The following is a 25,324-nucleotide window of genomic DNA, read 5'->3' as shown; positions in this document are numbered from 1 at the left end:
GCTCGGTTTTTTTCTGCCTAATGAAAATATATTGATATCTGTACTTTTCTTAGTAAGAACTTGAACCTTATCATCTTAAGTGACTCAGATATTTGTTCACTGTTTGGGAGACTCGTTAATGTTGGACAAATTAACTTGCCTTAGCCGTTCTGCTTTTTTCTGGTTAAGCTTAATTTTCATCGGCATCAGCATGGAGGCAGTAGCCCTCTATTATCAATACGCTTTGGACTACTACCCTTGCGTCTTATGTATCCATATTCGCATCTGGCTTTTCGCTCTGATTATCGTAGCAATATTCGGTCTGTTTACACGTAAACATGGATGCCTGAGTAAACTAAGCCACTTGCTAACACTCGTTGTCGGAATCGGTCTCGTAGAACGCTCATGGAAGACCCTAGCAGTAGAGCGCAACTGGATAGTGGATAGCTGCAGTATGGACAGCGGTTTGCCTAACTGGTTTGCACTTGATCAATGGATCCCATCGGTTTTTGCTCCTTGGGAACCTTGCGGCTATACCCCTGAGCTACTGTTCGGTATCACTATGGCAGAAGGCTTAATGGCATTTTCTGCACTGTTGGCAGCAACAGCAGCCGTTTTCTTCGGGCTACAGTTTAGATCTACACAATCTAACTAATTCCCCATTTACTGAAAAGGCGAACACTTAATAGTGCTCGCCTTTTTTATTAGTAGCTAGGCGTAAGTTTGGAATTTCTCATCCAAAGGAGTCTGAGCTATGTAATTTACATAGTTACTCATTACCTTTTGCGACAATCCCAGAATTATTCCAAGCAGATGCTTCTGTTCATAACCTGCCGAGAAGAAAGCATCAAGCTGCTCATCAGAGATACGTCCTCGCTCACGAACAATAGCCAAAGTTGTGTCATGCAATACTTGCAACTTTTGTGTAGGTAGAGCTGTTTTGTTTCTTAACGCCTCATTGACAGCGGGATCCACTTTCATCATGTCTGCAATCAAGCTATGTGCTGGCACACAATACTCACAGCCGTGTTCGACATTAATCGTCTGCCAAACTACCGTTAGCTCAGCTGCATTGAAGTCTGTTTGTTGAAATAAGGTATGTAACTGCTGATAGGCTTCCAGTACAACTGGCTCTTCACCTAACACGGCATGTAAATTTGGAATCATGCCAAAATTCTTCAACGAGTTTTCAAACAGTGCTTTAGTCCCTTGAGGGGCCGATTCCATCGTGTGTAATTTGAATTTACTCATCATTTCTCCATTTACTAATCGATTTAGCCTATGCAAGAACGCCTTCCCCACAAAAACAGATCAAGCCAGCCATATTTGAACAACTGTTCACATCCAAAACAATAACCACTATTGAACACTTGTTCAAGTTAAAAATAAACAAATCCTCAATAAGTTAAATTTGTAGGGTTAATGCTAGCTAAATGCAGAACGCATAAGAGCATCCATATATGGCCTTTTAGTATTTACATGACTTTGCAGTCTAGAAGGCCTATGCAAAGTCACGCTTAATTATGATTTCAACAGTACGGGGGAAATCTTTTCAGAGCTTATGATGGAGAATAATAAGCTGCCTTGAGAAGAAAAAGAGCTTGGATAATGATCATCAGAAATACAGCGAGCTGTTTAAACCAAACAACTCTTATCACTCAACATTTAACTATAAGTGATATAAATATATCCTAAGCGCTCGCTGCTTAAATCAGCTGAACGCTTAATTAAAAGCGGTTAGCCCCTATCACTAAACGCCAATTTAACCCCTAAAAGAGCAAAGCTCCCTGCAAATAACTTTTGCATCATCTGGCTGATTGTTTCAGAGCCCACAACAAATTCGCTAAAGCGCCCTGCCAAAAAGCCATAAATCACAAAAACCGCAAAGGTCATCAGCATAAAGATAAGACCCAGCACAAACATGCTCATCAGTGGCGAACCAACTTCAGGTGAGACAAATTGTGGTAAAAAGGCGAGAAAGAAGATCGACAGCTTAGGATTTAAGATATTGATTAAAAAACCTTTTATAGCAATAACACTATATTTAGCTTCTTTCTCTTTCTGATCTAATGCAAGAGATGACGATGAACGCCACATCGACCAAGCCAAATACAGAAGATAGGCTACGCCAACAAACTTAACGATCTGAAAGGCAATAGCGCTAGCATGAAAGATTGCTGCCAATCCTAAAATACTTGCTAAAAGCGATGGCACAATACCGATCGTACATCCTAATGCCGCAAACAAGCTTGCACGTTTACCTATAAATAACCCGGTAGCCACAGTGTATAAAACACCTGTTCCGGGAATAAGTACTACGATAAGAGAGGTGATTAAAAACTCGAGTGAGATCATTTAGCAACACCAATTAAATCTGTTTAGCTTGCTCAGGATCATACGCGCTAAAAGCAATCAAACGCAATTGAACGCTATACATCACGAATCTCGAATTTTACTTTTCAATTCTTTACACATTATTACATTGTTAACTGAAAACAGATCTTTAGAATAGGCTTTCCCTACTTCTAAAGACTAAGATCGGACTTTCTATGTTTAAGAAAAATTATCTGGCTGTATTTATGCTTTGTGTGGCTGCTTTTCAAGTCAACGCTCAGGGTATGCCTGCTGAGGTAGTGACAGTCAAAACTCAAACACTGGATAAGAAGATCTCTGCCATTGGAACACTCCAAGCCAATGAATCTATTATGCTTCGCCCTGAACAAGGCGGTCGTATAGAAAAGATTCTATTTAGAGAGGGTCAGCAAGTAGAACAAGGAACCCCGCTATTTAAGCTAGATAGCTCCATCTATGTAGCTGAACTAAAAGAGGCACAAGCACGTGTCCAGTTAAGCCGAACAGATTATGACCGTGCTCGTAGCCTGTTGAAGAAAAAAGTGGGTTCGGTACAAGAACGTGACAGCAGCTTAGCCCAACTTCGTGTCGACCAAGCTCAGGAAGCCTTAGCGCAAGCGCGTTTAGATAAAATGACCTTAAACGCTCCCTTTACCGGTTTTACCGGCTTGCGTTTGGTAAGCCCTGGCGATTATGTCAATCAGGGTGAAGACCTGGTCGAGCTTACTGATTTAAGCACAATGAAGTTAGATTTCCGTGTGCCTGAGATTTATCTGTCCGAGCTACAACCAGGCCGTCAACTTAACATCAAAGTCGATGCCTTACCGGGTGAACAAATCGCAGGCGAGGTATACGCGGTTTCCCCAAGCTCTGACAGCAGCGCTCACAATATTCAGGTACGTGCGCAAATTCCAAATAATGAAGGCAAATTACGTCCAGGCCTTTTTGCGCAAGTAGACCTACTAGTTGACCAACAAACAACCGTGGTAATCCCTGAGCAAGCCATCATTCCAAAAGATGGCGGCTTTTTCGTGATGACCGTTCAAGAAGGTAAAGTGGCGATGGCTCCAGTTACTTTGGGACAACGCCGCCCGGGTATTGTGCAAATCACAGCTGGCCTTGAAGAAGGTTCAGTTTTGATTACTGCTGGGCAAATTAAACTGTTCCCGGGCATGCCTGTGACACCGATCTTTACCGATGGCACACAGCCAGCTAAAGCTGAACCGGCCCAAGAAGAAGCACAGGCTCAAGAAAATAAAACAGCAGGACAGGATAAATAATTATGATTCTGTCTGAAATCAGTATTAAACGCCCCGTACTAGCGACGGTAATGAGCATACTGGTCCTACTGGTAGGTCTACTTGCTTATGATCGATTAACCGTTCGAGAGTACCCAAAAATCGATCTACCGGTAATTACGGTTGAAACTACCTACCCCGGCGCAAGTGCATCGATTATCGAAACCCAGGTTACTCAAATCATAGAAGACTCCCTCTCCGGTATTGAGGGGATCGACTTTATGAACTCGATTAGCCGAACAGAAAATTCGCAGATTAGTATCACTTTCAAAATCGATCGCGATCCTGATTCTGCCGCTGCGGATGTTCGAGATCGCGTAAGTCGCGTAATTGGCCAACTACCAGATGATGTTGACCCACCGGTAGTTGCGAAGACAGAAGCCGATGCCCAACCTATTATCTGGCTTGCCTTCAACTCTGATCGCCATAACATCATGGAAGTATCAGATATCGCCGATCAGCAGGTAAAAGATCAGCTACAAACCGTCTCAGGTGTAGCTAATGTCATGATCTTCGGTGAACGAAAATATGCGATGCGTATTTGGCTAAATCCTGCTCGCATGGCTGCATTCAAGGTTATTCCTAGAGATATCGAAGAAACACTTAGCCGTCAAAACATTGAGATTCCTGCGGGTCGTATCGAAAGTAAAGAACGTGAGTTCACTCTACTTGCAAGAACAGACGTTAACGATATAGAAGCCTTTAAACAGCTAATTATTCGTAATGAAAATGGCTACCCTGTTCGAATTCAAGATGTAGCACGGGTTGAAATCGCACCGGAAAACGTTAGACGTATCACCCGTTATAAAGGAGAAAGTGCGGTTGCGCTGGGTGTGGTAAAACAATCCACAGCAAATCCTCTAGATGTATCTTCAGGTATTCGCGACAAATTAGACAAACTCCGTCCGACATTGCCAGAAGGGATGAATGTAGAGGTGGCTTATGACTCCTCGATCTTTATCGATGAGTCCATTCAATCGGTATATACCACGCTGATCCAAGCGGGTATTTTGGTTGTTCTGGTACTATTTTTCTTCCTTCGCAATATCCGAGCAACCCTGATTCCGGTGGTTACTATCCCACTCTCGTTGGTGGGTGCATTTGCGATGATGTACTGGATGGATTTCAGTATTAATACATTGACCCTACTCGCACTGGTCTTAGCGATCGGTTTGGTTGTGGATGATGCCATCGTAATGCTGGAAAACATCTATCGACATGTTGAAGCGGGTGAAACGCCTATTCAAGCGGCCTTTAAGGGTGCAAAAGAGATCGGTTTCGCAGTGTTAGCAACAACAGTGGTGCTGGTTGCCGTATTTGCACCTGTTGCCTTTTCTGAAGGGCGAACAGGCAAGTTATTTACAGAATTCGCCCTGACACTTGCTGGCGCGGTGGTTGTTTCAACCTTTGTGGCTTTGACCCTATCGCCGATGATGTCGTCGAGATTGCTAAAACATGAAACGCGACACAGTGCGATTTTTAATCTGATAGAAAGCTTCCTTCAAAGCATTACCAATCGCTATCAGGCATTGCTAAATAAACTGCTAAGCTCTCGCCTACTCGCAATCGTCATTATGGCGGCGAGTTTTGGTGGCGCAGCTTACTTTTATACCCAGTTACCTCAGGAACTGGCACCTTATGAAGATAGAGGCACGATTCTGAACTTTGCTATCGCTCCAGATGGTGCATCCGTCGATTATATTGATCGTTACACACGCCAAATCGAAGCAACGATCAGCCAAACCCCAGAAACAGTTCGCTATTTTGCGGTGGTCGGTTTCCCATCTGAAACCAATGCTATGGTATTCCAAGGTTTAGAACGCTGGGAAGATCGTGATCGTAAACAGCAAGCGATTGGCCAAGAGCAAACACCAAAGCTCTATGGCGGTATTCCAGGTATTATGAGTTTCTCTCTCAACTTACCGTCTTTGGGTCAAAGCTTTATTTCACGCCCGGTCGAATTTATCGTTAAAACCAATGGTACTTATGACGACCTGAAAGTGATCACCGATCAGTTAATGGCGAAAATCCACAGTAATAAAGGCTTTGCCCAACCGGATTCCGACCTTAAGCTGAATAAGCCGGAATTCCAGATCGATGTGAAACGCGATAAGTTATCTGAGATGTCCGTCGATGTCGCTGATCTGGGTCGAACCCTAGAAAGTTACATGGCTGGCCGCGAAGTAACTCGCTTTAAACGCGCCGGTGAACAGTACGAAGTTATCGTAAAGGTTGATGATCAACAGCGCCGTGACCCAAGCGACCTAACCGATCTATACATGCGTAATCAAAACGGCGAAATGGTTCAGTTCTCAAACCTTGTAGAACTACGTGAAAGCGTTGCACCACGTGAACTTAATCACTTTGATAAAGTGAAGGCGGTAAAAATACAAACCCAGCTTGCTCCTGGTTACAGCCTAGGTGAAGCGCTCAACTTCCTTGAGCAAAGTCTGCAAGAGATCGCGCCACAGGCAACCTATGATTACACCGGGCCTTCGCGAGAATTCAAGAAGTCTAGCAGCAGCATGCAGGTGACATTTGCACTGGCATTGATTGTCGTATTCCTAGTACTAGCTGCTCAGTTTGAAAGCTTTAAAAATCCGATGATTATTATGCTATCGGTTCCACCTGCGGTGTTTGGTGCACTTTTTGCGCTACATTTCAGTGGAGGCTCTCTCAGCGTATACAGCCAAATAGGTCTGATTACCCTTGTTGGACTAGTCACTAAACATGGTATTCTGATCGTTGAGTTTGCAAATCAGCTACAAGATCAAGGGCGAGACCTACGCAGCGCAATCATAGAAGCGGCATCTTTGCGTTTACGCCCTATACTGATGACGACAGGCGCAACAGTATTAGGTGCTGTACCTTTAGCAATTGCTATGGGCGCAGGTGCTGAATCGCGCCATCAGATTGGCTGGGTTATTGTTGGCGGTATGACATTCGGAACGTTATTGACCCTTTTTGTCATTCCTACCGTATATAGTTACTTAGGTAAGCGAACTTTCAAGGAAGTTCAGCCAGAACAAGTTTAAGGATATTTAAGTTTATGAATATAAAGCAGCTTTTTCAGGTTTCATGCCTTTCTCTAGCTGTCAGCAGCGTTTCTGCAGGTGAATTAGCAGATATCTACCAACTCGCTTTGGCTAATGATCCACAGTTAAAAGCAGCGCAAGCTTCATTTAACGCTGGCAAAGAGATCGAAATCCAAAACCGCTCTAGCTTATTGCCTAATGTGAACTTGAGCGCCAACACAACAACGATTGATTCCGATACAGCTGATTATAACAACCACGGCTATACCCTATCCCTAAGCCAACCGGTATTTAATGCGGCTGCTTGGTTTACCTTCAAACAGGGCCAAGTGATCTCAGAACAAGCCGCACTACAGTTTGAACTGGAACAGCAAACACTGATCAACCGTACTGTAGAAGCTTACCTTGGTGTGCTAAGGGCGAAAAGCGACCTACAAACATCTGAAGCTCAAGAACGCGCAATTAAACGCCGCTTAGATCAAGTTAATGCTCAATATGATGTCGGCTTAATCGCCAATACCGATGTACAAGAGGCTCAGGCTTCATACGACAATGCTCGTGTAGCCCGTATTGCCGCTGAAGGTAATTTAGAAAATAGTTACGAAGCCTTAGAGCGCTTAACAGGCCAAGGATTTGATACCGTTGGTCAATTGTCTGAAGAGTACCCAATTGAAGAACCGGTCCCTGTTCAAGCCCAACCTTGGTTAGAAAAAGCTTGGCAAGGCAACTTGGCGCTTCAACTTGCAGATCGCTCATCTGAAGCAGCACGCCAAGCAGCAAAGGCTGGTCGTGCAGGTCACTATCCAACGCTGAACCTGACAGCTAGTTATGATTACGATAATGGTACTGCGATCAACGATGACAGTACTGATACATCTTCAATCGGCCTAACTCTGTCAGTACCAATCTACTCCGGCGGCTCAGTGAGTTCACGCAGCCGCGAGCTGGAACAGCGCTTAATTGAAAACCAGTTTAACCGTGAAGATACACTTCGCGAAGTGACTCAAACGACTCGAAGCCTTTTACGTAATTTACGTACCGGCGCTTTAAGCGTTCAAGCGCTAAACCAAAGTATTAAATCTAGCCAAACCGCTTTAGAAGCGACTGAAGAGGGTTACAAAGTAGGTACGCGTAATGTTGTAGATGTATTGCAAGCCGAGCAGCAGCTTTATGCAGCGCAACGCGATTACGCAAATGCCCGTTTCGACTTTGTACAGAACCTCATCACCTTCAAACAGCAGTTAGGCACCCTAAACCCTGAAGATATAAACGAACTCGACAGCTGGCTGCAGTAAGCAGCTATGACAATAACGGGTGCTTAGGCACCCGTTATTCGTTAAGGGAATGTATGGGTAAGTAGGTATTTAATCTATTCAGTATTTATAGATATAGTTAGTTATATTCATAAAAAGCTGCTATCTAATTAAAGCGCATCTAATTTAATCCGATTTATACCTAGGATTAACGTTTCTCAAAGGAGCTTGTTTTGAAACAGATCATTTTAGCCACTCTTCTAACTGCTTTGGCTGCCACTTCACTGACCGTTAATGCCAACGAGAAACCTTTACCTGCGGTATTAGTACACGAGGTTCAAACGTCGGATTTGACCCCAACCTTTAAACTGGTTGGACGGATTGAGGCAACTCAACGCGTTAACTTATTGGCCCGTGTATCTGGATTTCTAGAAGATCGCCTATTTACTGAAGGTCGTGATGTTGAAGCCGATCAAGTGCTTTTTAAAGTAGAAAAAGCAAACTATGAAATCGCGCTGAAACAAGCTGAAGCAGATCTAGCCTCCGCTAGAGCGGGGTTAAAAAACGCGCAAACTAATCTCAATCGCGTAAGCCAACTGCGAAAACGCAAGGCGGCTTCGCAATCCCAGTTCGATCAGGCTGTAGCAGACCGTGATCAATCCCGTGCGCAAGTTTTAAAAGCAGAAGCGGGATTAAAGAAAGCAGAACTAAACCTGAGTTATACAGAGATCAAAGCTCCGTTTGGTGGCCGTATCGGTAAAGCGAACTTTTCAGTAGGCGATCTGATAAGCCCTGAAAGTGGTGTGCTAGCTACAGTAGTAAAAATCGATGAAGTCTATGTCGAGATGGCAGTGAGTGAAAAGCTGATGCTGGATGCGCGCCGCAAAGGGATCGATTTGGATAATCCCCCGGTCGCACCTCGTCTAATTTTGTCCGATGGTAGTGTGTATGAGCAGCAAGGCCGCTTCGACTTTATTTCACCTGAAGTCGACCCTAATACAGATACAATCACCCTACGTGCAAGCTTCGCAAACCCCAAATACTTGTTATTGCCAGGTGAGTTTGTTCACGTAGAGATTAAGCGCAAACAACCAGAGATAGGTATCCAAATACCGCAATCTGCCGTACAACATGACCGTGATGGTTATTTTGTACTCGAAGTAGATCAACAAGATAAGGTAAGTGTTACTCGAGTCGAGATGGGACCCCAAGTAGAAGGTCAATGGCAAGTACTTAACGGCCTAGATGAAGGTGATCTAATCATCACCGAAGGACTGCAGAAGGTTAAACCAGGCATTCAAGTTAATGCAGTAGCGGAGTAAGCCATGTTCTCGATCTTCTTTATCAATCGGCCTAAGTTTGCTCTGGTCATCTCCATTGTGTTGATGATTGCCGGTGCTTTGGCGATATACGGCCTACCCGTAGCTCAGTTCCCTGATATCACGCCGCCAAAGGTACAAGTCAAAGCGAAGTATCCTGGGGCTAACGCAGAAGTGGTGGAGCAAGCAGTAGCGACCCCTATTGAGGCCCAAGTTAATGGCGTGGACAACATGCTGTATATGTCCTCCACCTCAGCTAATGATGGTAGTTACACGCTGGATATCACGTTTGCTGTAGGTACGGACCCAGACCAAGCGGCCATCAATGTACAAAACCGTGTGGCTTTAGCCGAAGCGTCTTTACCGCAAGAAGTTGTTCGACAAGGGGTCACGACTAAGAAACAAGCAACTAACATGTTGCTGGTGATTAACCTCTACTCTCCTGAAAACACATATGACGAGCTGTTTTTAAGTAACTACGCCACACTTTATGTGCAAGATGCTTTGGCGCGAATTAATGGTGTTGGCTCGGCATCACAGTTCAGCCCGATGGATTACGGTATGCGAGTGTGGTTAGACCCTAACCGCCTCAAGGCATTAGGGCTCTCACCTAAGGATGTCAGCAACGCCATCTCACAACAAAATATCCAAGCGTCTGTAGGTATTATTGGACAGCCACCTCTTACGCAAAATCAGCAGTTCCAATATAACCTGCGCGCTAAAGGCCGCTTAGAATCAGTTGAAGAGTTTGAAAACATCATCCTTCGCACAGGCGAAAACGGTGCTTCTGTTCGCCTTCGTGATGTAGCCCGAGTAGAACTTGGCTCGCAAAGCTACAGTGCGTCCTCAATTATGAATGGCAACCCTGCAGCCACTGTTGCGATCTATCAAAGCCCAGGAGCGAACGCACTTGAGGTGGCTGACAATGTATACGCTGAACTAGAGCGTCTAAGTGAGCGTTTTCCTGATGATATGGAATACGCAATTCTCTATGACACAACGCTTTCAGTAAAAGCATCACTACAAGAAGTAGTCGAGACTCTATTTATTACCTTTGGTCTTGTAGTACTGGTAACATTCCTGTTCCTTGCCGATTGGCGCGCAACACTCATACCCTCAGCCACAATTCCTGTATCGTTGATTGCCACCTTTGCCGTGCTTTCGATACTTGGTTTTAGCATCAATACCATCTCCCTTTTCGCCTTAATTCTGGCAATAGGTATCGTGGTTGATGATGCCATTGTTGTGGTTGAAAACGTTAAACGCCATATGCAAGAAGGCTTATCAGCTAAAGAAGCAACTGCTGTCTCAATGAAAGAGGTCATCGGGCCCGTCATTGCGACCACTCTTGTACTCTTAGCAGTATTTGTTCCGGTTGCCTTTATGCCAGGTATAACAGGTAAGCTATATACAGAGTTTGCAGTAACCATCTCGGTTGCGGTGTGTTTCTCATCCCTAAATGCACTGACCTTATCCCCTGCGCTTTGCTCCCTTCTGTTAAAACCGGCGACTGAACCGACTGGCTTGTTCAAAAAGTTCGATCAGCTAATCGACTGGACCCGTCGAGGCTACGTGAACAAAGTTAACTTTTTGAACAAGCGCTTACTGTTAAGTATGGGTTTGATGGCAGCAATGGGCGGCGGTGTTTACCATATGTTCACCACAACCCCGACCAGCTTCTTGCCTTATGAAGACAATGGTGCCTTTTTTGTTAACGTTCAGCTTCCTGATGGTGCATCACTCAACCGTACCGACGAGATAGTCGCCCAGATTGACAAAATCCTCGAAGAACAACCGGGTGTAGAAAACCGTATTGGCATTAAAGGCTTTAGTATCTTAGGTGGCGCGGCACCAAATGCTGCACTAGCAATTCCAGTGCTTACCCACTGGGATGAACGTACTGCACCGGAAATGGCTTGGTACAAAATTCTAAGAGAACTCAATCAGAAATTAGCGACGATCCCAGGCGCAAATATTATGGCCTTCCCTACTCCACCAATTCCGGGTTTGGGTAATGCCGCAGGTCTAGAGGCAATTCTGTTGGATCTTAAAAATGGATCGCCTCAGGAACTTGCTCGCGCTACAAATTCGCTCATCTTCGCAGCGAACCAAAAGGCCGAGTTTGACCGAGTTTACTCCACCTACTCTGCTAATGTTCCACAACTGGAGCTGGTAGTAGATCGTGATAAAGCGCTCTCTTTGGGCGTTTCGATGAGTGACTTATTCAGCACATTGCAATCTCAGCTTGGTACTCAGTATGTAAACGATTTCAATATTTTCGGGCGCAACTACCGGGTTATGCTACAAGCTGATGCTGAATTCCGTGACAATATTGACGATCTAAATAGCCTTAATGTTAAGAGCAACCAAGGCCATTTAGTGCCGATAAGCGCACTTGTCGAAGTAAAACCGGTACTGGGCCCACAATCTTTAACGCGCTACAACCAATCACGTTCAGCTTCGTTGACTGCAACCCTCGCTCCCGGCATGGCGACAGGTGACGGTATTAAGTTGATGGAACAACTAGCCAAAGAAACTTTGCCTGATGGTTATGTTCTTGAATGGACAGGTAGTACTCAACAAGAGCAAGAAGCCGGCGGTTTTGTAATCATCATCATCTCGCTAGCTATCCTATTCGCTTACCTATTCTTAGTCGCTCAATACGAAAGCTGGACTATTCCGGTTGCGGTGATGCTATCTATTACTGTCGCCATTTTAGGTGCGATTCTGCCGCTATGGCTGATCCCAGGTTTGACCAACAACCTGTATGCCCAGATCGGCATGGTTATGCTGATTGGTCTTGCGAGTAAGTCTGCTATCTTGATTGTGGAATTTGCTAAGCAATTGCGTGAAGAAGGCAAAGGTATTATCGAGGCGGCTAATGAAGCAGCTAACTTACGCTATCGTGCTGTATTGATGACCGCTTTCTCCTTTATCTTAGGTGTAATGCCTTTGCTAACGGCTTCTGGGGCAGGTGCTGCTAGCCGAATATCCATAGGGTTTGTTGTGTTTGGCGGTATGCTTCTAGCAACAGTCATCGGTATATTCTTTATTCCTGCTCTATTTGTAGCGATGCAAACTTTACGTGAAAAAGTTAAAAGGAAATCTGCTTCAGACAATGCCCAATCAGGAGACTCAGTATGAAAAAGTTAATTTTGATGAGCATTGCTGCACTGATGTTAGCCGGCTGTCAATCCCAGCCATCTATGCCAGAGGGAGCTTTGGTTTGCGAAGATCCTCGACCGCAGATGTGTACCATGGATTACACACCAGCCTGCGGACATCACTCAGATGGTACAACCAAAACTTATTCCAACAGCTGTTCTGCTTGTGCGAAGCCTGAAGTTAGCTTCGTTGTCGCGGGTGAATGTAAACAATAAACGATCAATTGTTGGGTGAGTATGCTCCGCTTACTCACCCAATCTCTATTTCTTTCCCTCAATCCCGAATAAATCAAAATCAACTAGACTGTTAATTGTTATTCACCACATGACTGGCGAAAAGACATGGAACAGCGGGAATCAGGCTTTAGATTCTTTTTCTACCTAATTGGCTTCAGCGCTATCTTTCTAGCGTTTATCTACACTTCGGTTTTTTCCTACCAGCAATATGCCAGTTTACGCGCCGAATTAACCACTGCCAGCAGCAATAACGACATTCAACTACGCGCCGCTATGGCGATGCGCGCAGCCGTCAGAGAAAGAGCTATCTTGCTTTGGCAGATGACCTTACTTGAAACGCCAGAAGAGCGGAAACAGCTGTTCAATACGTTTTACAGTCAGGGAAGTGAATACCACAAATCACGTTTAACTTTGTTGAATACAGACTTGGATCACCCCGAGCAGATCATCATTACAAAACTAGACAAAGAAGCTGCTAACAGAGCGCCTGAGTTGAGAACGTTTTCTGAACTACTCAACAACAATCGAGTTCAAGATTTTAGATCTGAGCTAGGTAAAGTACTGAAAGACAAAACGACCATTGCAGGACTTCTAGATCGTTTTATTAGTTTACAACAAGCTCAAAATGAAGAGATCTGGCAAGATTCATCTCACAAAATGGAAGTCTTACTCTCCAAACTCATCGTTAGAATGGTATTGATCATACTGGGAGGTTTCTTATTTGCTGTCTATGTCATGGCCACGACTTCGAAACAGAACAAACTGATCCGAATAGCCAATCAAGAACTTCGTCATTTAGCCTGTCATGACAATTTAACTGGCCTTCCTAACCGTAGGTTTTTACTCCATCAACTTGATATTGTGCTCGCTGCGGCTAAACGTAAACAACATAAGGTTGCCATCATCTTTATTGATCTGGATGATTTTAAGCCGATTAATGATACCTACGGCCATGATATCGGCGATCAATGTTTGCAGGACATATCCAATCGCATATCTAAAGTAATCCGCGGCTCAGATATGTTAGGTCGATTAGGCGGCGATGAATTCTTACTAATTCTGTCTGAAATTGAATCCTCAACCCAAGCCATTGCAGTGATTCAAAAGATACTAACCATTATCAATGAAGACATACCCATTGAGAGCAGCACTGCTAATCTATCGGCCAGCATCGGCCTTTATATCTACGCTTTAGAAGATATAAACGCAGAGGAGGCGATTACTTTGGCGGATAAAGCGATGTATCAAGCCAAAAAAATGGGTAAAAATCAGTTTTACATTATCTAACTCACTGTATTAATTCTATCTAAAGAATGAGCACTTCTGGTCTATATTGATACCCACTCCAGAACTGCTAAAATTGCGGGCCTGATTCCTAAGGTGCCCATCATGTCTGATATCTCTTCACTATCTCAACTTCTTCGCCAAAGTGGCGGTCAGGTCCGTTTTTTCGATATGGGCCGTCGTGTACAAAAACTTTCGACTGAACAGTTTGAAAAGATAGAGAACCAGCAGACACCTTATCCTTATCCATATTTACAGCACGCATGGATAGCCTTAATGGTCTGGAATCCTAAAAACAAAGAACAAGGCGCGGCTTGGTTTTTAAAGCTACCTTTAGATGAGCAAGGCTTTCTGATCCAAGCTGTACGTGATGATCTACTTAGCCGTCTACTTAAAAACGCTGGTGGCATCCTACAACATGAGAAAACGGGTGAGATGCCAGAGGATGCTTTGAAAGATAATCCTTTTTCTTTCAAACCTGACCAGGAAAAAATGGCTCTGTTCCATGCCTATTCTACGCTAGCCTCAAGCGAACCTGCTTCACAATACTATGAACATGCAGAACAGTATTTTGCAGGGCAAATCGGTTTTGATAACTGGCAATCCCTCGGTTATCAAGGTATCGCTGATCTGGTTGTTCGCCACGAGAAAAGTAACAACAGTAAACTGTTAACTAAAGCCATCCCGCTTCTACCCGATGTGCCATTCGAAGTGCTATGTACCTGCATAGAAAGCATCGAGCCGGACCACCAGCTATTTGAAGCCCTGAGCTTACGTGCCGAACAAACTCTAGAACGTGGGACAGCGAACGCCAATCACATTGCAGCTATTACCCGTGGCATCTCAAATGCGCGCAATACACCTAGAAAACAAGAGATCATCAATAAGATCTTACAGAGTGATTATGCCCTAGAAGCAGAAGTGATCGTCTCGATTGCAACTCGCTGCCACGAAGCACTTCAAGAACCAGCAACACTGCACTTATTCTTAGAAAAGCTCGCAATAGGTAAAGCAGGCCAAGCAGGCTTCTCTCGTGTGCTATCGGACTTGATGTTTATGCCAGCGTTACGTGCACTGATCCTGATGCAATTCCGTAACGAAGAGCGCAGTGAAGCGCTTAGCCAAGCGATTGGCGAGATGTTTGGCGCTAACTTTAAGTAATATTTCCACGGCTGGAATGACCTATCTTCTACTAAGGTGCTCCAGCCGCCCTTCTCCTTCCTAATATTTCTTTATTTTTCATAAAGCTATCTTCAATTCAAGCTGCAGAGTCTGATTTCCTTTCTATACTGAAATTACGACCACTCCGAAAATGTACCAATGCGTTTTAAATCATGTTTACTCGAGTGGGAATACAAAACCGAGGGAGCCTGTTACTAGACACATCAGGTTTTTGAGTCGTAGGGATTGGAATGGATAATCATTTTATTGATCTTCACCCTAACACTTTATTATTTATATGATTATTCTTATTCACATGTTTTTTTTATGGCTTTAAATCAACTATTTTAGATAGCCTTGTTTTTGAGTCATCAGGTATTGAGAGAACATTAGTATTCATGGACACTTCTAGTTTTACAGGCCTAATCAATAACGTCGCCCTACTGCTCGCAATGGGGATCGTTTATGACTCGCTTGGCCTGCAAAACATTCGTAATCACCTACTTCGAGACAGTATTTCTGGCGTATTAGTCGGCCTGCTTGCTATGGCGGTCATGCTGACTCCTTGGGAATTAGAACCTGGGGTATTTTTTGATGCTCGTTGGGTGTTAATCAGCTTATGCGGTCTATTTTTTGGAATTGTACCTACCTGTATCGCCGTAGTAATGGCGGTAAGTCTGCGAATTTTTCAGGGAGGGGCAGGAATTTATGTTGGCTCATCAGTGATTATTTTCTCGGCTGCCATCGGCTTAACTTGGCGGTATCTAAGTGATAAATATCAACAACCCCTGAACTGGTGGCGTTTGTATCTGCTGGGCCTTGTGGTACAAGTCGTTGTACTAGGTTTGATTCTGTTCATGCCTGCTGATTTGCGTTTCAAGATCATCGCTGCGATAGCACCCACCATTCTGACGTTCTACCCCATCGGCACCATGCTCCTCGGCCTAATTCTTCGAAGACAACAGGACCGACGAGACGCTGAACGAGAAGTGTTGATCAGCCGGCAAAACCTAAACCGTGAACGGGGTCTTCTGAAAGGTTTAATCGACGCATTACCTGATCATATTTTTATTAAAGATACGCAAGGTAAATACCTCGGCTGTAATACCGCTTTCCAAGACTTTACAGGTAAAAGCGAAGCAGAAATTACCGGCCGTACTGATTATGAGTTATTTGTAGAAGCACAAGCGGTTAAAAATGAGCAAGAAGAACAAAACGTTATCGACCACCTTGCCTCTAATAGTCAGGAGCAGTGGAGTGATAACCAATCGGGCGATCGAATACTCTTAAACACCCTTAAAATGCCTTTCTGGGATACAGATGGCCAACTACAAGGCTTAGTAGGCATTAGCCGAGATATCACTGAAGAGCGCAAAGCCCAAGAACATATTCTAACCCTATCTCAAGCCATAGAGCAGAGCCCCGTTTCAGTTGTAATAACAACACTGGATGGTCAGATAGAGTACGTAAACTCTACTTTTGAGAAGGTCACTGGCTACGATAAAGAAGAGATTCTTGGCCAGAACTCCAGAATATTAAAGTCCGGTCGCACACCGGTTGGTCGTTACGCAGAATTATGGCAGCACCTAATTCAAGGCAAAGCATGGCGTGGTGAGTTCCAAAATCAGCGCAAAAATGGAGAGATATTCTGGGAGGAAGCCCATATTGCGCCCGTGCACGATTCAGAAGGCAAAACTAAATATTACTTAGCGGTAAAACAGGATATTACACAACAGAAAGCGCAAGAAGAGAAGATTCTTCACCAAGCGCACTTTGATAGCTTAACTAACCTGCCTAATCGCTTCCTTTCTCTTAACCGTTTGGAAACTATGCTCCTTGAAGCGAGAAGAAAGAAGCACTCTGTAGCTGTCCTCTTCCTCGATATGGACGACTTTAAAAAAGTTAACGATACGCTCGGACATGCCACGGGTGATAAAATTCTGGTTGAAGCAGCTAAGCGATTAGAGCAATCGGTACGAGAGATAGACACTGTTGGCCGTTTGGGTGGCGATGAATTTATTGTCCTACTCAACCATTTAGAGAATGCCGAACAAGCTCAGCCAATTGCACAAAACCTAGTATCCCAATTCCGTAAAGCGCTGAATGTGGATGGCAGGGAGATTATGCTGACTATGAGTGTTGGCATATCTATTTATCCGAACGATGGAACGGACCCTGCTGAGCTTCTACGTAATGCCGATTCGGCAATGTATCACTCTAAAGCGCAAGGCCGTAATAGCTATCACTACTTCACCGAAGAGATGAATATAGGGGCTGAGCGCCGTTTGTTATTAGAAGAGCAATTACACAATGCTCTTCAGCGTAAAGAGCTGCATGTCCTATATCAGCCCGTAATCGACCTAGATACACAACAAATTGTCGGTGCAGAAGCCTTATTACGTTGGAACTCGCCAACATTAGGAAATATACCGCCTTCTGAGTTTATTCCTGTTGCTGAAAATACCGGTTTAATCGTAAACATCGGTAAGTTTGTACTTAAGGAAGCGATGCATCAGAGCACTCACTGGATCAAAACATTGCTGCCGCAATTCCATATTGCTATCAACCTATCACCGCGTCAGTTTAGAGACCCTCAATTGATCGACTACATCACTGAACAGATGACAACACATCAAATTCTCGGCTCTAACCTAGAGCTAGAAATTACCGAAGGTGTATTAATGGCACAACACGCGGATATTGATGAAGCGATTGCAAAACTCAATGAGCAAGGCGTCAGCATATCTATGGATGATTTCGGTACTGGATATTCCTCCCTCAGTTATTTGAGAAGTTATCCATTTGACACCCTCAAAATCGATCGTAGTTTTATCAGTGATATCTCTGTCGACCCTGCCGATTTAGAGCTAGTTTACGCCACCATCGATATGGCTCACGGTCTTGGTTTAAGAGTTATTGCGGAAGGGGTAGAAACTCAAGAGCAGATGAATTTACTACAGAATAAACACTGCGATATGGCCCAAGGTTACTATTTTAGTAAACCCGTCACACCCGATGTCTTTGAAACCATGCTAACCAAACAAGTTAAACAGCCTTGTAGTTAGCCATTATTCAGCAGGCTGCAATCTTGTCTGCGTCTGCTGAAAAATCTTTCCCACGAGCACAATCATAATCGAGCCAATCAAAACTGGTGTTACTAGAAAGGCCCACCCCTGACTGGATAACATAATTAAGATTGGATTAGCACCCGCCGGCGGATGTGTTGTTTTACTCAACAACATAGCACTCACACCAAGTCCTGTCGCAATAGCAAGAGTTAGCGGATTCACTTCAAGAAACTGGCTAAAGAAAATGCCGATAAAGGCAGTAATCAAATGTCCTAAAATCACATTTTTCGGCTGGGCCAACGGGCTATGCGGTACCCCAAATACCAGCACAGCAGTTGCCCCAAAAGGCGCCATTAAAAACGCAATGTCTTTAAATGATGTTTCCAGCAGGGCTAACAAACCTATAGCAACAGCAGCGCCAAATCCGGCAACGATGGATGTAGTGATCTGCTTCATATTAACCTCAATAAAAAGTGAAATTTTTCAGCAAAGAAGTGACTGATTGTTCAGTCACTTCCTCTCTAAAAGTACCTACAGATAAAGCCTATAGGCTAGGCTCCATTTCAGCCTTGTGGCGGTTAAGTAGAAACTTGTTGGAAACGTGATCGACAGAAAGCACACCACCACCGTATATAATGATTTGCGCAAGCACGAGTCCCCAGATGTAATGTAGATACAGTGCCGCTGGTGCAATTTCGACCAAACTAATCACAGCGACTACATTCACAAAAAATAGGCCAAGAGCAGAAAAGCGCGTCAAAATACCAGTGACTAGCAAAACAGGTAAGATCAGCTCGCCCAAAGTGCCTAAATAAGCCGCCAGCTCAAAAGGTAAAAACGGAACCTGATACTCCTCTTCAAATAGAAATAACGTTGTATCCCAATCCTGAATTTTGGTCAGACCGGCATTAAAGAACACCTGCGCTACGTAAAAACGAGCAATTAACGACACAAGATCATGAGTTTTAGCCAATTTACCTTCCCCAGCTAAATAACCTTTATAAAACTTACTAACGATAGAAATCATCTCTCAAACCTCTCAAAAACCTTTAATAACTGAATTTCGATTTACTTGATGGCAACCAACCATTGCTGGCTTATCGCCTGTTCAATCCAGCTAACAAAATCAATCTCTTGGTGCTTACCTAATAAACGCTCAACACTCATGCCTGCCAGAACATCTTTAAACCACGCATATTCTTGAACCGTTAGCGTTTTAATACGCGCGTGATAATCCTGTTGAAATACCATTGAATAATGAGGAGCCGAATTTCCCACCAGCAAGCGATAAAGCTCACCCTCATCGAACTCAGAGCCCTCTGGTACCTGATGTAAATTCCATAATTCATACACAGGAAAATGGCTTTCCATGACCTGTAAAGTCGGCGATAGATGAAGTGAGACGGCGTCCAAATCACTTTCAGTTAAGCTTGAAAGCGTCTCCACTTCTAAATGAGTAGCCTTTCCTCTCGCGGCCTGATGTACAAACCACTCCAAACGGGCGATTTCAGACAGATAGGCATGATCATCAGCCAGAGGACTTTCTGAGATGAGCGCGGGCAACATCACACCCCAATCAGCCCAATCCCCTGTATTAGGTAACTCTTTTTTAAGTAACTGATCGGTAAAAGCGATAATCGTCTCATTACCCACCATTTTCTCCAGTACTGGATACTTCAAAGAGATCGCTCTTGCCGCAGTCATCAGGAGATTATTCTGATAAATTTTTAACCCCTGACTTATTCGGTCAGTCGCTGTATCGCTTTCATCTTTCGAAAAAATTAACGTCATCAATGCAGCTTGACGACGAACGAGCAATGTTGAATCAGACAGCATAAGAGAGCCTCCCAGTGTCATAGTGAACTTCCGTGGAGATAGATCTCGCTTTTGCAGCTTGATCAAGCAGTGTGCTCCAAGAAGGCAAATTGTTATCCCATTCGATTAGGGTGGTAACTGCACCAAACAAGGCAACCGCATCGCGATAGAGCAACCAACATTCAGGTGATACTGGCTGACTGTGATCATCAATGATCAATTCACCCTCTTTCACCTTGGTAAAACCTGCCAGATGGATCTCGCCCACAGCATTAGCAGGGATTTCTCGTAACCACTTTCGGGCTACAGTTAATGGCTTTTGATCATTAAAATTGCGCGCATTTACTAGCAAATTGTTGAGATCCACCAATAAGCCACATCCCGTTTTATCTTCCAGTTGAGATAGAAACTCGGTTTCACTCATATCAGAAAAGTTGAATTCCACATAAGCAGATAAGTTCTCAACTAAAATCTGACGCCCTAATAACTGCTGGACCTGATTCACGTTATCAACCATTACCTGCAAGCTCTGTTGAGTAAATTCAAGAGGTAGAAGATCCCCAGCATGCACAGATTTTCCATTGATATTGCTCCAAGTGAAGCAAGCGTGGTCAGAGATCAATATGGGGTTAATCTGCTGTGACAGTTGCTTTAAACGTTGCAGATAATCTCCGTTAATACCCACGGCAGAACCTAAACCCATTGAAGTCGAATGCAGACTAATTGGATATTGAAGGGCTATATCACTCAACAACTCAGGTAGCATTCCACCTTCAGCAAAGAAGTTCTCCGCGTGTATCTCCACAAAATCAATGGAAGATGTCCCTAGTAACGCCTCCTTATAGTGAGGATGACGCAACCCGACTCCAATCTTTGATAAACCTCGTTCATCGCTATTATTAGCTGTGCTTAAACTGGACATCTTCTTTCTCCTGATTAAACCTTATGACTTCTGCTGAGCTTCCTGATAACGCTTCTTAGCTTCAGCTTTCAGTAGGCCACCCATATCTTTACAAGTACCTTTCGCGACCAACTTCCACTCACCTGGGTCGTTATCCACTTTGGATTGACCCGCACAAGAGTGAGTACCTGCCAAATTGCCACAATCATTCTGTCCAGCTAGCGCAACGCCGTAACATTTTTCTTTTCCACCAGCATGAGCTGCAGGTACAGTTGCAATAGAAGTCAGAGCAACGGCTAACGCTGCTGTAGCAATACGTTGTTTATTATCCATTTCACTTCTCCAGTTCTTTCTGAATTGATAAATGTTGTGCAACCCACTCATCAAGTTGCTTTAATGGCACCGACCCCACCTGCTGATCCAGCGCCCTATCTTTTGCCAAGAGTACTAACGTGGGAACTGCTCTAATCGCGAATTTCGCAGCTAACTCCTGCTGTTGATCTACATCCACTTTTAGAACTTTAAGTTCACCGGCATATCGCTCTGCCAAACTATTAACGACAGGAATCATCTGTTGGCAGGGACCGCACCATTTAGCGCTGAACCAGATCAGCGCTAAAGGTTGCGAGTACTCATGTCCATTTTCTGAAAACGTAAGTCTCGACTCAGGCATGAGAATTAGTCTTCGGCGTTTGCAGCTGCTACAGATAGATCTTCAATACCTGCCCAAATACGATCTGCTGTTTTTAGGTTGCCCGGTACATCAGTAAGCCATTTTTTCTGCACGTCTTTGTTCAAGTTCAGATACAGCTTGCCGTTTTCGATATGGAATGCTTGTGGATCAACATCTAGCTTTTTGTTTAAAGCCACACCCATCGCGCAGTAACCACCATATTGAGGTGCGTATTTGTCGGCATTGGCGTTAAACAGATCACGGTTTTTAGCACTTGCGAAACGGTAGATTGCACCATCATGAGTCGCTGTAAATTTTGCAGAACCCTCAACCGCTTTATCATTAGTAAAGTAAGCAACTGGGTCGTAACCATGAATAGCAACATCGTTAGTGCCAATGTTTACAGATGCCGCAAAGCTCATGCTGCTAAGAAGAAGTGCGCCGGCAGCTGTTGCTAGTTTCAAAGTCTTTGTAAATTTCATTTCTTTTTCCTCGGTTAATGGTTTAATGAACACTCAGACATATTGGTAAATATGTTGCGCTGTTCTTGAGATATAGATTACGGGGAACTACCGAGGGAAAGGCCGCTCTAAATCCAGCAAAAAGAGCCAATCGTCCAAAAAGGAGGTTTTATGGATACACTGAGCAAATTACTGCAAAACCTAGAGATCAATGCCGAGGTTTTTTTCAGTGGTAGCCTCTGCGGTATTACCGGATTTGATGACGATAAGGAATCGGGCTACTTACATTTTCTGGAATCAGGATCGTTAACACTCACGACAGATGAAGATCACAGGATCGAGCTGCATACCGGCGATGTGATTTTTTTCCCCAGCGGAACTAATCACAAACTCACGATAGCCCCATCTGAAGATGCGAAACTAGTCTGTGCGACTGTTAAGTTACCTCCTGCCCACCAAAAACTCTTAGCCAACTATCTACCTAAGTTTCTTTGCATCCATATAGAGGAAGCCGGTTCTATTTCGAATACAGCTCATCAAATCTTCGAAGAGGCATTTGCAGAACAGCATGGCAAGCAACTGATGATCGATCGCTTATGTGATGTATTTATGGTGCAGGTACTTCGCTACGTGATTGATAACGGCACGGTCGAGTTAGGTTTAATTGCGGCCGACTCCCATCCTCTACTCAGCAAGCTGATGCAACAGATCAAAGAGAAGCCTGAATATGAATGGACGGTTGAAGAGATGGCCGAGAACGCAGCTATGTCTCGCTCGAAGTTTGCCGCGCTCTTCAAAGATACAGTAGGTCAAGCGCCTATGGAGTATGTGACTGGGCTAAGAATGGCGCTAGCGAAAGGTTTACTTAAAAATAATCGCCCCGTGGGGCTCGTCGCCAACCAAGTAGGCTATGAAAATGCGTCCTCCTTGGCCAAAGTCTTTAAAAAGCACTTTGGTGTCACACCTAAGCAATGGGTAAAAAATTATTTAGGCCCAAAATAATCGAGCTGGTATACAAATTCTGCCTATAATAAATTGGAACTTGTAGTCGCAATTTTGTACCTGAGACGCTATGGATCTTTTAGAAATACTCAATCAACAGCCACAAGGTATTGCAGAGCTAACCTCAGATGAGGGCCGTTATCTCTTCTTAAATCGCAAAGAGATAGAGCTTCGTGGTTTATCTGAAAGTGCTTTAAAAGGTTCATCGATTTTCAATCTATTCAATCAAGAGCAAGCTAAACAGCTACGAGAACTATTTCAGCAATGCTCTAATGCCTCAACCGATCAACCAATCTACTTTCACTATCAAAAAGACGATCTGTATTTCGAAATGCGATTAGTTAAACATGGTGAAAATATCTTAAGTACCCTTTCCGATGTAACCGCACAACAAGAGTTAAAAAACCAATTAGCGCAAAACCAAGAAACCATAAAATGCTTAGATGATGCCGTAAATGGTGCCAACATTGGCTGTTGGGATTTCTATCCACAAGAAGGCAGAATCATTGCTAATAAAACCTGGGTTACTCAGAAGAGATATAAAGATGATGAGTTCAGAGAGGATGATTCGCTCTTCTCTGAGGTAATCGATGGTCTTGAGCGCTGGTCCTCTATCGTTCACCCTGATGATTTAGAACCTACGGTTGAATTGATCGAAAAACACCTGAATGGTGAAACCGAAATTTATGACGCTAAATTTCGCATGATATGCGGTGATGGCAAATGGCGCTGGATACATGATGTTGGTCGGGTATTCCTTAGAGATAAAAATGGCAATGCCATTCGCATGAACGGAGTACATATCGATATAACTGAGGCTCGCACGCTAGAAGAAAAAATTGAAAAACTCGCGGTTACCGATGCCCTAACCGACCTATTCAATCGCCGTAACTTCCAATACTTATCTCAAGCAGTCCTAGAGCGCGCTAAAAGGCAGCAAACTTACTTTTGCCTGCTTATCCTCGATGTTGACCATTTCAAAGCCTATAACGACACATATGGCCATCTAAAAGGTGACGATGTTCTAAAAAAAGTAAGCCAGGCGCTTAAAGATAATATTCGTCAAGGGGAGGATTATTGCTTCCGCGTTGGCGGGGAGGAGTTTGCGGTTGTCTTCACTCAAGAAAGCAAAGAAGCCGCTGATATTTTTGCGAATCGTATTCGACAAAAAATCGAAAAGCTAAAAATCCCTCATAAAGAGAACAGCGCTAATCAATTTATCACCGTATCAATGGGATTATCCTGCACACAAAACCTCTCCGATAAAACCCAAGTCAGCGATCTTTATAAACGAGCCGATAAGCTTTTATATCAAGCTAAAGAAAACGGCAGGAACCAGTTAGTCAGCAAGTCCTATTAAAGCAATAACACTATGTTCTGCATTACTGTTTCACACGTTCTAAAATCTGTTTACCTGTAATCACGATCATGATCCCACCCAGAACTACAACTGAGGCGATAACTAAACGCCAGGTAACCTCTTCACCCGCAAAGGCAACACCACCTGCTGCTGCAATCACTGGGACTAGCAACTGTACAACCGCAGCTTGAATCGCTGATAACGAGCCTAAAGCCTGATACCAAATAGCATAACCAATCCCCGAGGCTAAGCCACCAGACAGAATCGCCAACCAAATGCCTTCTGTAGATAAAGACGCATCATCAAAGCTCAATAAAACCAAAATCAATACAAAAGGCAGTGTGCGTAAAAAGTTATAGGTCGTATCCCCCAAAGGATTGTTAGAGCCCTTCCCTGCTAAGGTATAGAAGCCCCAAGCCACGCCAGCCATTGTCATCAGGCCAAACCCAACAGCCGAAGGTGTCGCTAAACTAGGGAAGATCAAATAGACAAACCCAGCAAACGCAACGATCGTTCCTATCCACTCCATTAAATGGAGTTTATTGCCTTTAAGCATGTTAATTAGAATGATAGATATCTGAACCGAGCCAAATAAAACCAAGGCTCCTATGCCTGTTTCTAGAGTGATATAGCCATAAGAGAAAGTGATAGCGTAGGCAAAGAGAAAAAACGCACCTTTCCAACTGCCCTTTGCTGCATTGGCTTTTCCTCTATTCATAAAGATGAATATAGCCAGTAAAACAACAATGCCTGACAGCAATCGAATAGAAGTAAAACTTGCAGCATCAATAGTTTCATCTCCCAATGCTAAGCGGCATAAAACAGAATTACCGGCAAAAGCAATCAAAGCGATTAAGGTATATATAAAAACTTTAAGGGTCTGCACATCCTTATTCATGATGGTTCAAACATCCACAACTGATAGTCAGACCACCATACCATGGAAATTCACTGGAGCTAGC

At 43.9% G+C, this 25,324-nt stretch carries 22 protein-coding genes; 12 read left to right on the top strand and 10 right to left on the bottom strand.

Translation table 11 applies throughout. The annotated features are described in order from the left end of the window. Positions 1 to 118: 118 nt before the first annotated feature. Positions 119 to 634, top strand: coding sequence for a disulfide bond formation protein B (locus ACMXYT_RS04475; RefSeq protein ID WP_415900415.1), 516 nt, complete (start codon positions 119 to 121; stop codon positions 632 to 634). A gap of 56 nt (positions 635 to 690) precedes the next feature. Here ACMXYT_RS04475 and ACMXYT_RS04470 read toward each other — a convergent pair whose 3' ends face one another. Further along, complete coding sequence (locus tag ACMXYT_RS04470; protein ID WP_415900414.1) at positions 691 to 1,230, bottom strand: carboxymuconolactone decarboxylase family protein; 540 nt, start codon at positions 1,228 to 1,230, stop codon at positions 691 to 693. 486 nt (positions 1,231 to 1,716) lie between these two features. Beyond that, positions 1,717 to 2,334, bottom strand: a complete 618-nt coding sequence (locus ACMXYT_RS04465; protein WP_415900413.1) for a LysE family translocator — start codon at positions 2,332 to 2,334, stop codon at positions 1,717 to 1,719. Between the two features lie 194 nt (positions 2,335 to 2,528). Between ACMXYT_RS04465 and ACMXYT_RS04460 the strand changes: the two genes are divergently transcribed. The 9 genes from ACMXYT_RS04460 to ACMXYT_RS04420 all read left to right on the top strand — a co-directional run bounded on the left by ACMXYT_RS04460 (position 2,529) and on the right by ACMXYT_RS04420 (position 18,147). Continuing rightward, positions 2,529 to 3,611 carry an efflux RND transporter periplasmic adaptor subunit gene (locus tag ACMXYT_RS04460; protein ID WP_415900412.1) on the top strand — a complete coding sequence of 361 codons (1,083 nt, stop codon included), beginning with the start codon at positions 2,529 to 2,531 and terminating at the stop codon, positions 3,609 to 3,611. Positions 3,612 to 3,613: 2 nt separating this feature from the next. After that, a complete protein-coding gene (locus tag ACMXYT_RS04455) occupies positions 3,614 to 6,664 on the top strand; it encodes an efflux RND transporter permease subunit (RefSeq protein ID WP_415900411.1) in 3,051 nt (1,016 codons plus the stop codon). A gap of 14 nt (positions 6,665 to 6,678) precedes the next feature. Continuing rightward, positions 6,679 to 7,959 (top strand): TolC family outer membrane protein, encoded by a 1,281-nt coding sequence (locus ACMXYT_RS04450; protein ID WP_415900410.1) that lies wholly within the window; start codon positions 6,679 to 6,681, stop codon positions 7,957 to 7,959. A gap of 191 nt (positions 7,960 to 8,150) precedes the next feature. Then, entirely contained in the window at positions 8,151 to 9,239 is a 1,089-nt protein-coding gene (locus ACMXYT_RS04445; RefSeq protein WP_415900409.1) for an efflux RND transporter periplasmic adaptor subunit, read from the top strand. A 3-nt stretch (positions 9,240 to 9,242) separates the two neighbouring features. Next, entirely contained in the window at positions 9,243 to 12,380 is a 3,138-nt protein-coding gene (locus ACMXYT_RS04440; protein WP_415900408.1) for an efflux RND transporter permease subunit, read from the top strand. Further along, positions 12,377 to 12,616, top strand: coding sequence for a hypothetical protein (locus ACMXYT_RS04435; protein ID WP_415900407.1), 240 nt, complete (start codon positions 12,377 to 12,379; stop codon positions 12,614 to 12,616). Before ACMXYT_RS04440 ends, ACMXYT_RS04435 begins: the two co-directional genes overlap by 4 nt. 126 nt (positions 12,617 to 12,742) lie before the next feature. Continuing rightward, positions 12,743 to 13,924, top strand: a complete 1,182-nt coding sequence (locus ACMXYT_RS04430) for a diguanylate cyclase domain-containing protein (RefSeq protein WP_415900406.1) — start codon at positions 12,743 to 12,745, stop codon at positions 13,922 to 13,924. A 102-nt stretch (positions 13,925 to 14,026) separates the two neighbouring features. Beyond that, on the top strand, positions 14,027 to 15,082 hold the full coding sequence (locus ACMXYT_RS04425; RefSeq protein WP_415911912.1) for a DUF3549 family protein: 1,056 nt from the start codon (positions 14,027 to 14,029) through the stop codon (positions 15,080 to 15,082). 398 nt (positions 15,083 to 15,480) lie between these two features. Beyond that, entirely contained in the window at positions 15,481 to 18,147 is a 2,667-nt protein-coding gene (locus ACMXYT_RS04420; RefSeq protein ID WP_415911911.1) for an EAL domain-containing protein, read from the top strand. Positions 18,148 to 18,150: 3 nt separating this feature from the next. Here the strand turns inward: ACMXYT_RS04420 and ACMXYT_RS04415 are convergent, their stop codons facing one another. From ACMXYT_RS04415 to ACMXYT_RS04385, 7 genes are all read right to left on the bottom strand, one after another. Continuing rightward, the gene (locus ACMXYT_RS04415) at positions 18,151 to 18,606 is read right to left on the bottom strand and encodes an HPP family protein (protein ID WP_415881946.1); all 456 of its coding nucleotides are present in this window, start codon (positions 18,604 to 18,606) and stop codon (positions 18,151 to 18,153) included. Between the two features lie 88 nt (positions 18,607 to 18,694). Then, complete coding sequence (locus ACMXYT_RS04410; RefSeq protein WP_415900403.1) at positions 18,695 to 19,177, bottom strand: DoxX family protein; 483 nt, start codon at positions 19,175 to 19,177, stop codon at positions 18,695 to 18,697. 41 nt (positions 19,178 to 19,218) lie between these two features. Further along, positions 19,219 to 19,986, bottom strand: a complete 768-nt coding sequence (locus tag ACMXYT_RS04405) for a putative DNA-binding domain-containing protein (RefSeq protein WP_415900402.1) — start codon at positions 19,984 to 19,986, stop codon at positions 19,219 to 19,221. After that, positions 19,976 to 20,887, bottom strand: a complete 912-nt coding sequence (locus tag ACMXYT_RS04400; protein WP_415900401.1) for a DUF692 domain-containing protein — start codon at positions 20,885 to 20,887, stop codon at positions 19,976 to 19,978. The genes ACMXYT_RS04405 and ACMXYT_RS04400 overlap by 11 nt, the downstream gene beginning before the upstream one ends. A gap of 21 nt (positions 20,888 to 20,908) precedes the next feature. Beyond that, complete coding sequence (locus ACMXYT_RS04395) at positions 20,909 to 21,199, bottom strand: DUF2282 domain-containing protein (RefSeq protein ID WP_415891564.1); 291 nt, start codon at positions 21,197 to 21,199, stop codon at positions 20,909 to 20,911. 1 nt (position 21,200) lies between these two features. After that, the gene (locus ACMXYT_RS04390) at positions 21,201 to 21,539 is read right to left on the bottom strand and encodes a thioredoxin family protein (RefSeq protein ID WP_415900400.1); all 339 of its coding nucleotides are present in this window, start codon (positions 21,537 to 21,539) and stop codon (positions 21,201 to 21,203) included. Between the two features lie 5 nt (positions 21,540 to 21,544). Beyond that, positions 21,545 to 22,021 (bottom strand): YHS domain-containing (seleno)protein, encoded by a 477-nt coding sequence (locus ACMXYT_RS04385; protein WP_415881952.1) that lies wholly within the window; start codon positions 22,019 to 22,021, stop codon positions 21,545 to 21,547. A 150-nt stretch (positions 22,022 to 22,171) separates the two neighbouring features. Between ACMXYT_RS04385 and ACMXYT_RS04380 the strand changes: the two genes are divergently transcribed. Further along, positions 22,172 to 23,002: a cupin domain-containing protein gene (locus tag ACMXYT_RS04380; protein ID WP_415900399.1), complete on the top strand. Its 831-nt coding sequence runs from the start codon at positions 22,172 to 22,174 to the stop codon at positions 23,000 to 23,002. A gap of 70 nt (positions 23,003 to 23,072) precedes the next feature. Next, a complete protein-coding gene (locus tag ACMXYT_RS04375) occupies positions 23,073 to 24,362 on the top strand; it encodes a diguanylate cyclase (RefSeq protein WP_415900398.1) in 1,290 nt (429 codons plus the stop codon). Positions 24,363 to 24,384: 22 nt separating this feature from the next. Here ACMXYT_RS04375 and ACMXYT_RS04370 read toward each other — a convergent pair whose 3' ends face one another. Continuing rightward, positions 24,385 to 25,260, bottom strand: a complete 876-nt coding sequence (locus tag ACMXYT_RS04370; protein WP_415900397.1) for a DMT family transporter — start codon at positions 25,258 to 25,260, stop codon at positions 24,385 to 24,387. Positions 25,261 to 25,324: the final 64 nt, after the last annotated feature.

It is taken from the genome of Neptuniibacter sp. QD37_11 (genome assembly GCF_047778105.1).
GTDB lineage: Bacteria > Pseudomonadota > Gammaproteobacteria > Pseudomonadales > Balneatricaceae > Neptuniibacter.
Note: the sequence above shows the minus strand (reverse complement) of the source record. Positions and strands in the feature narration are given on the sequence as shown.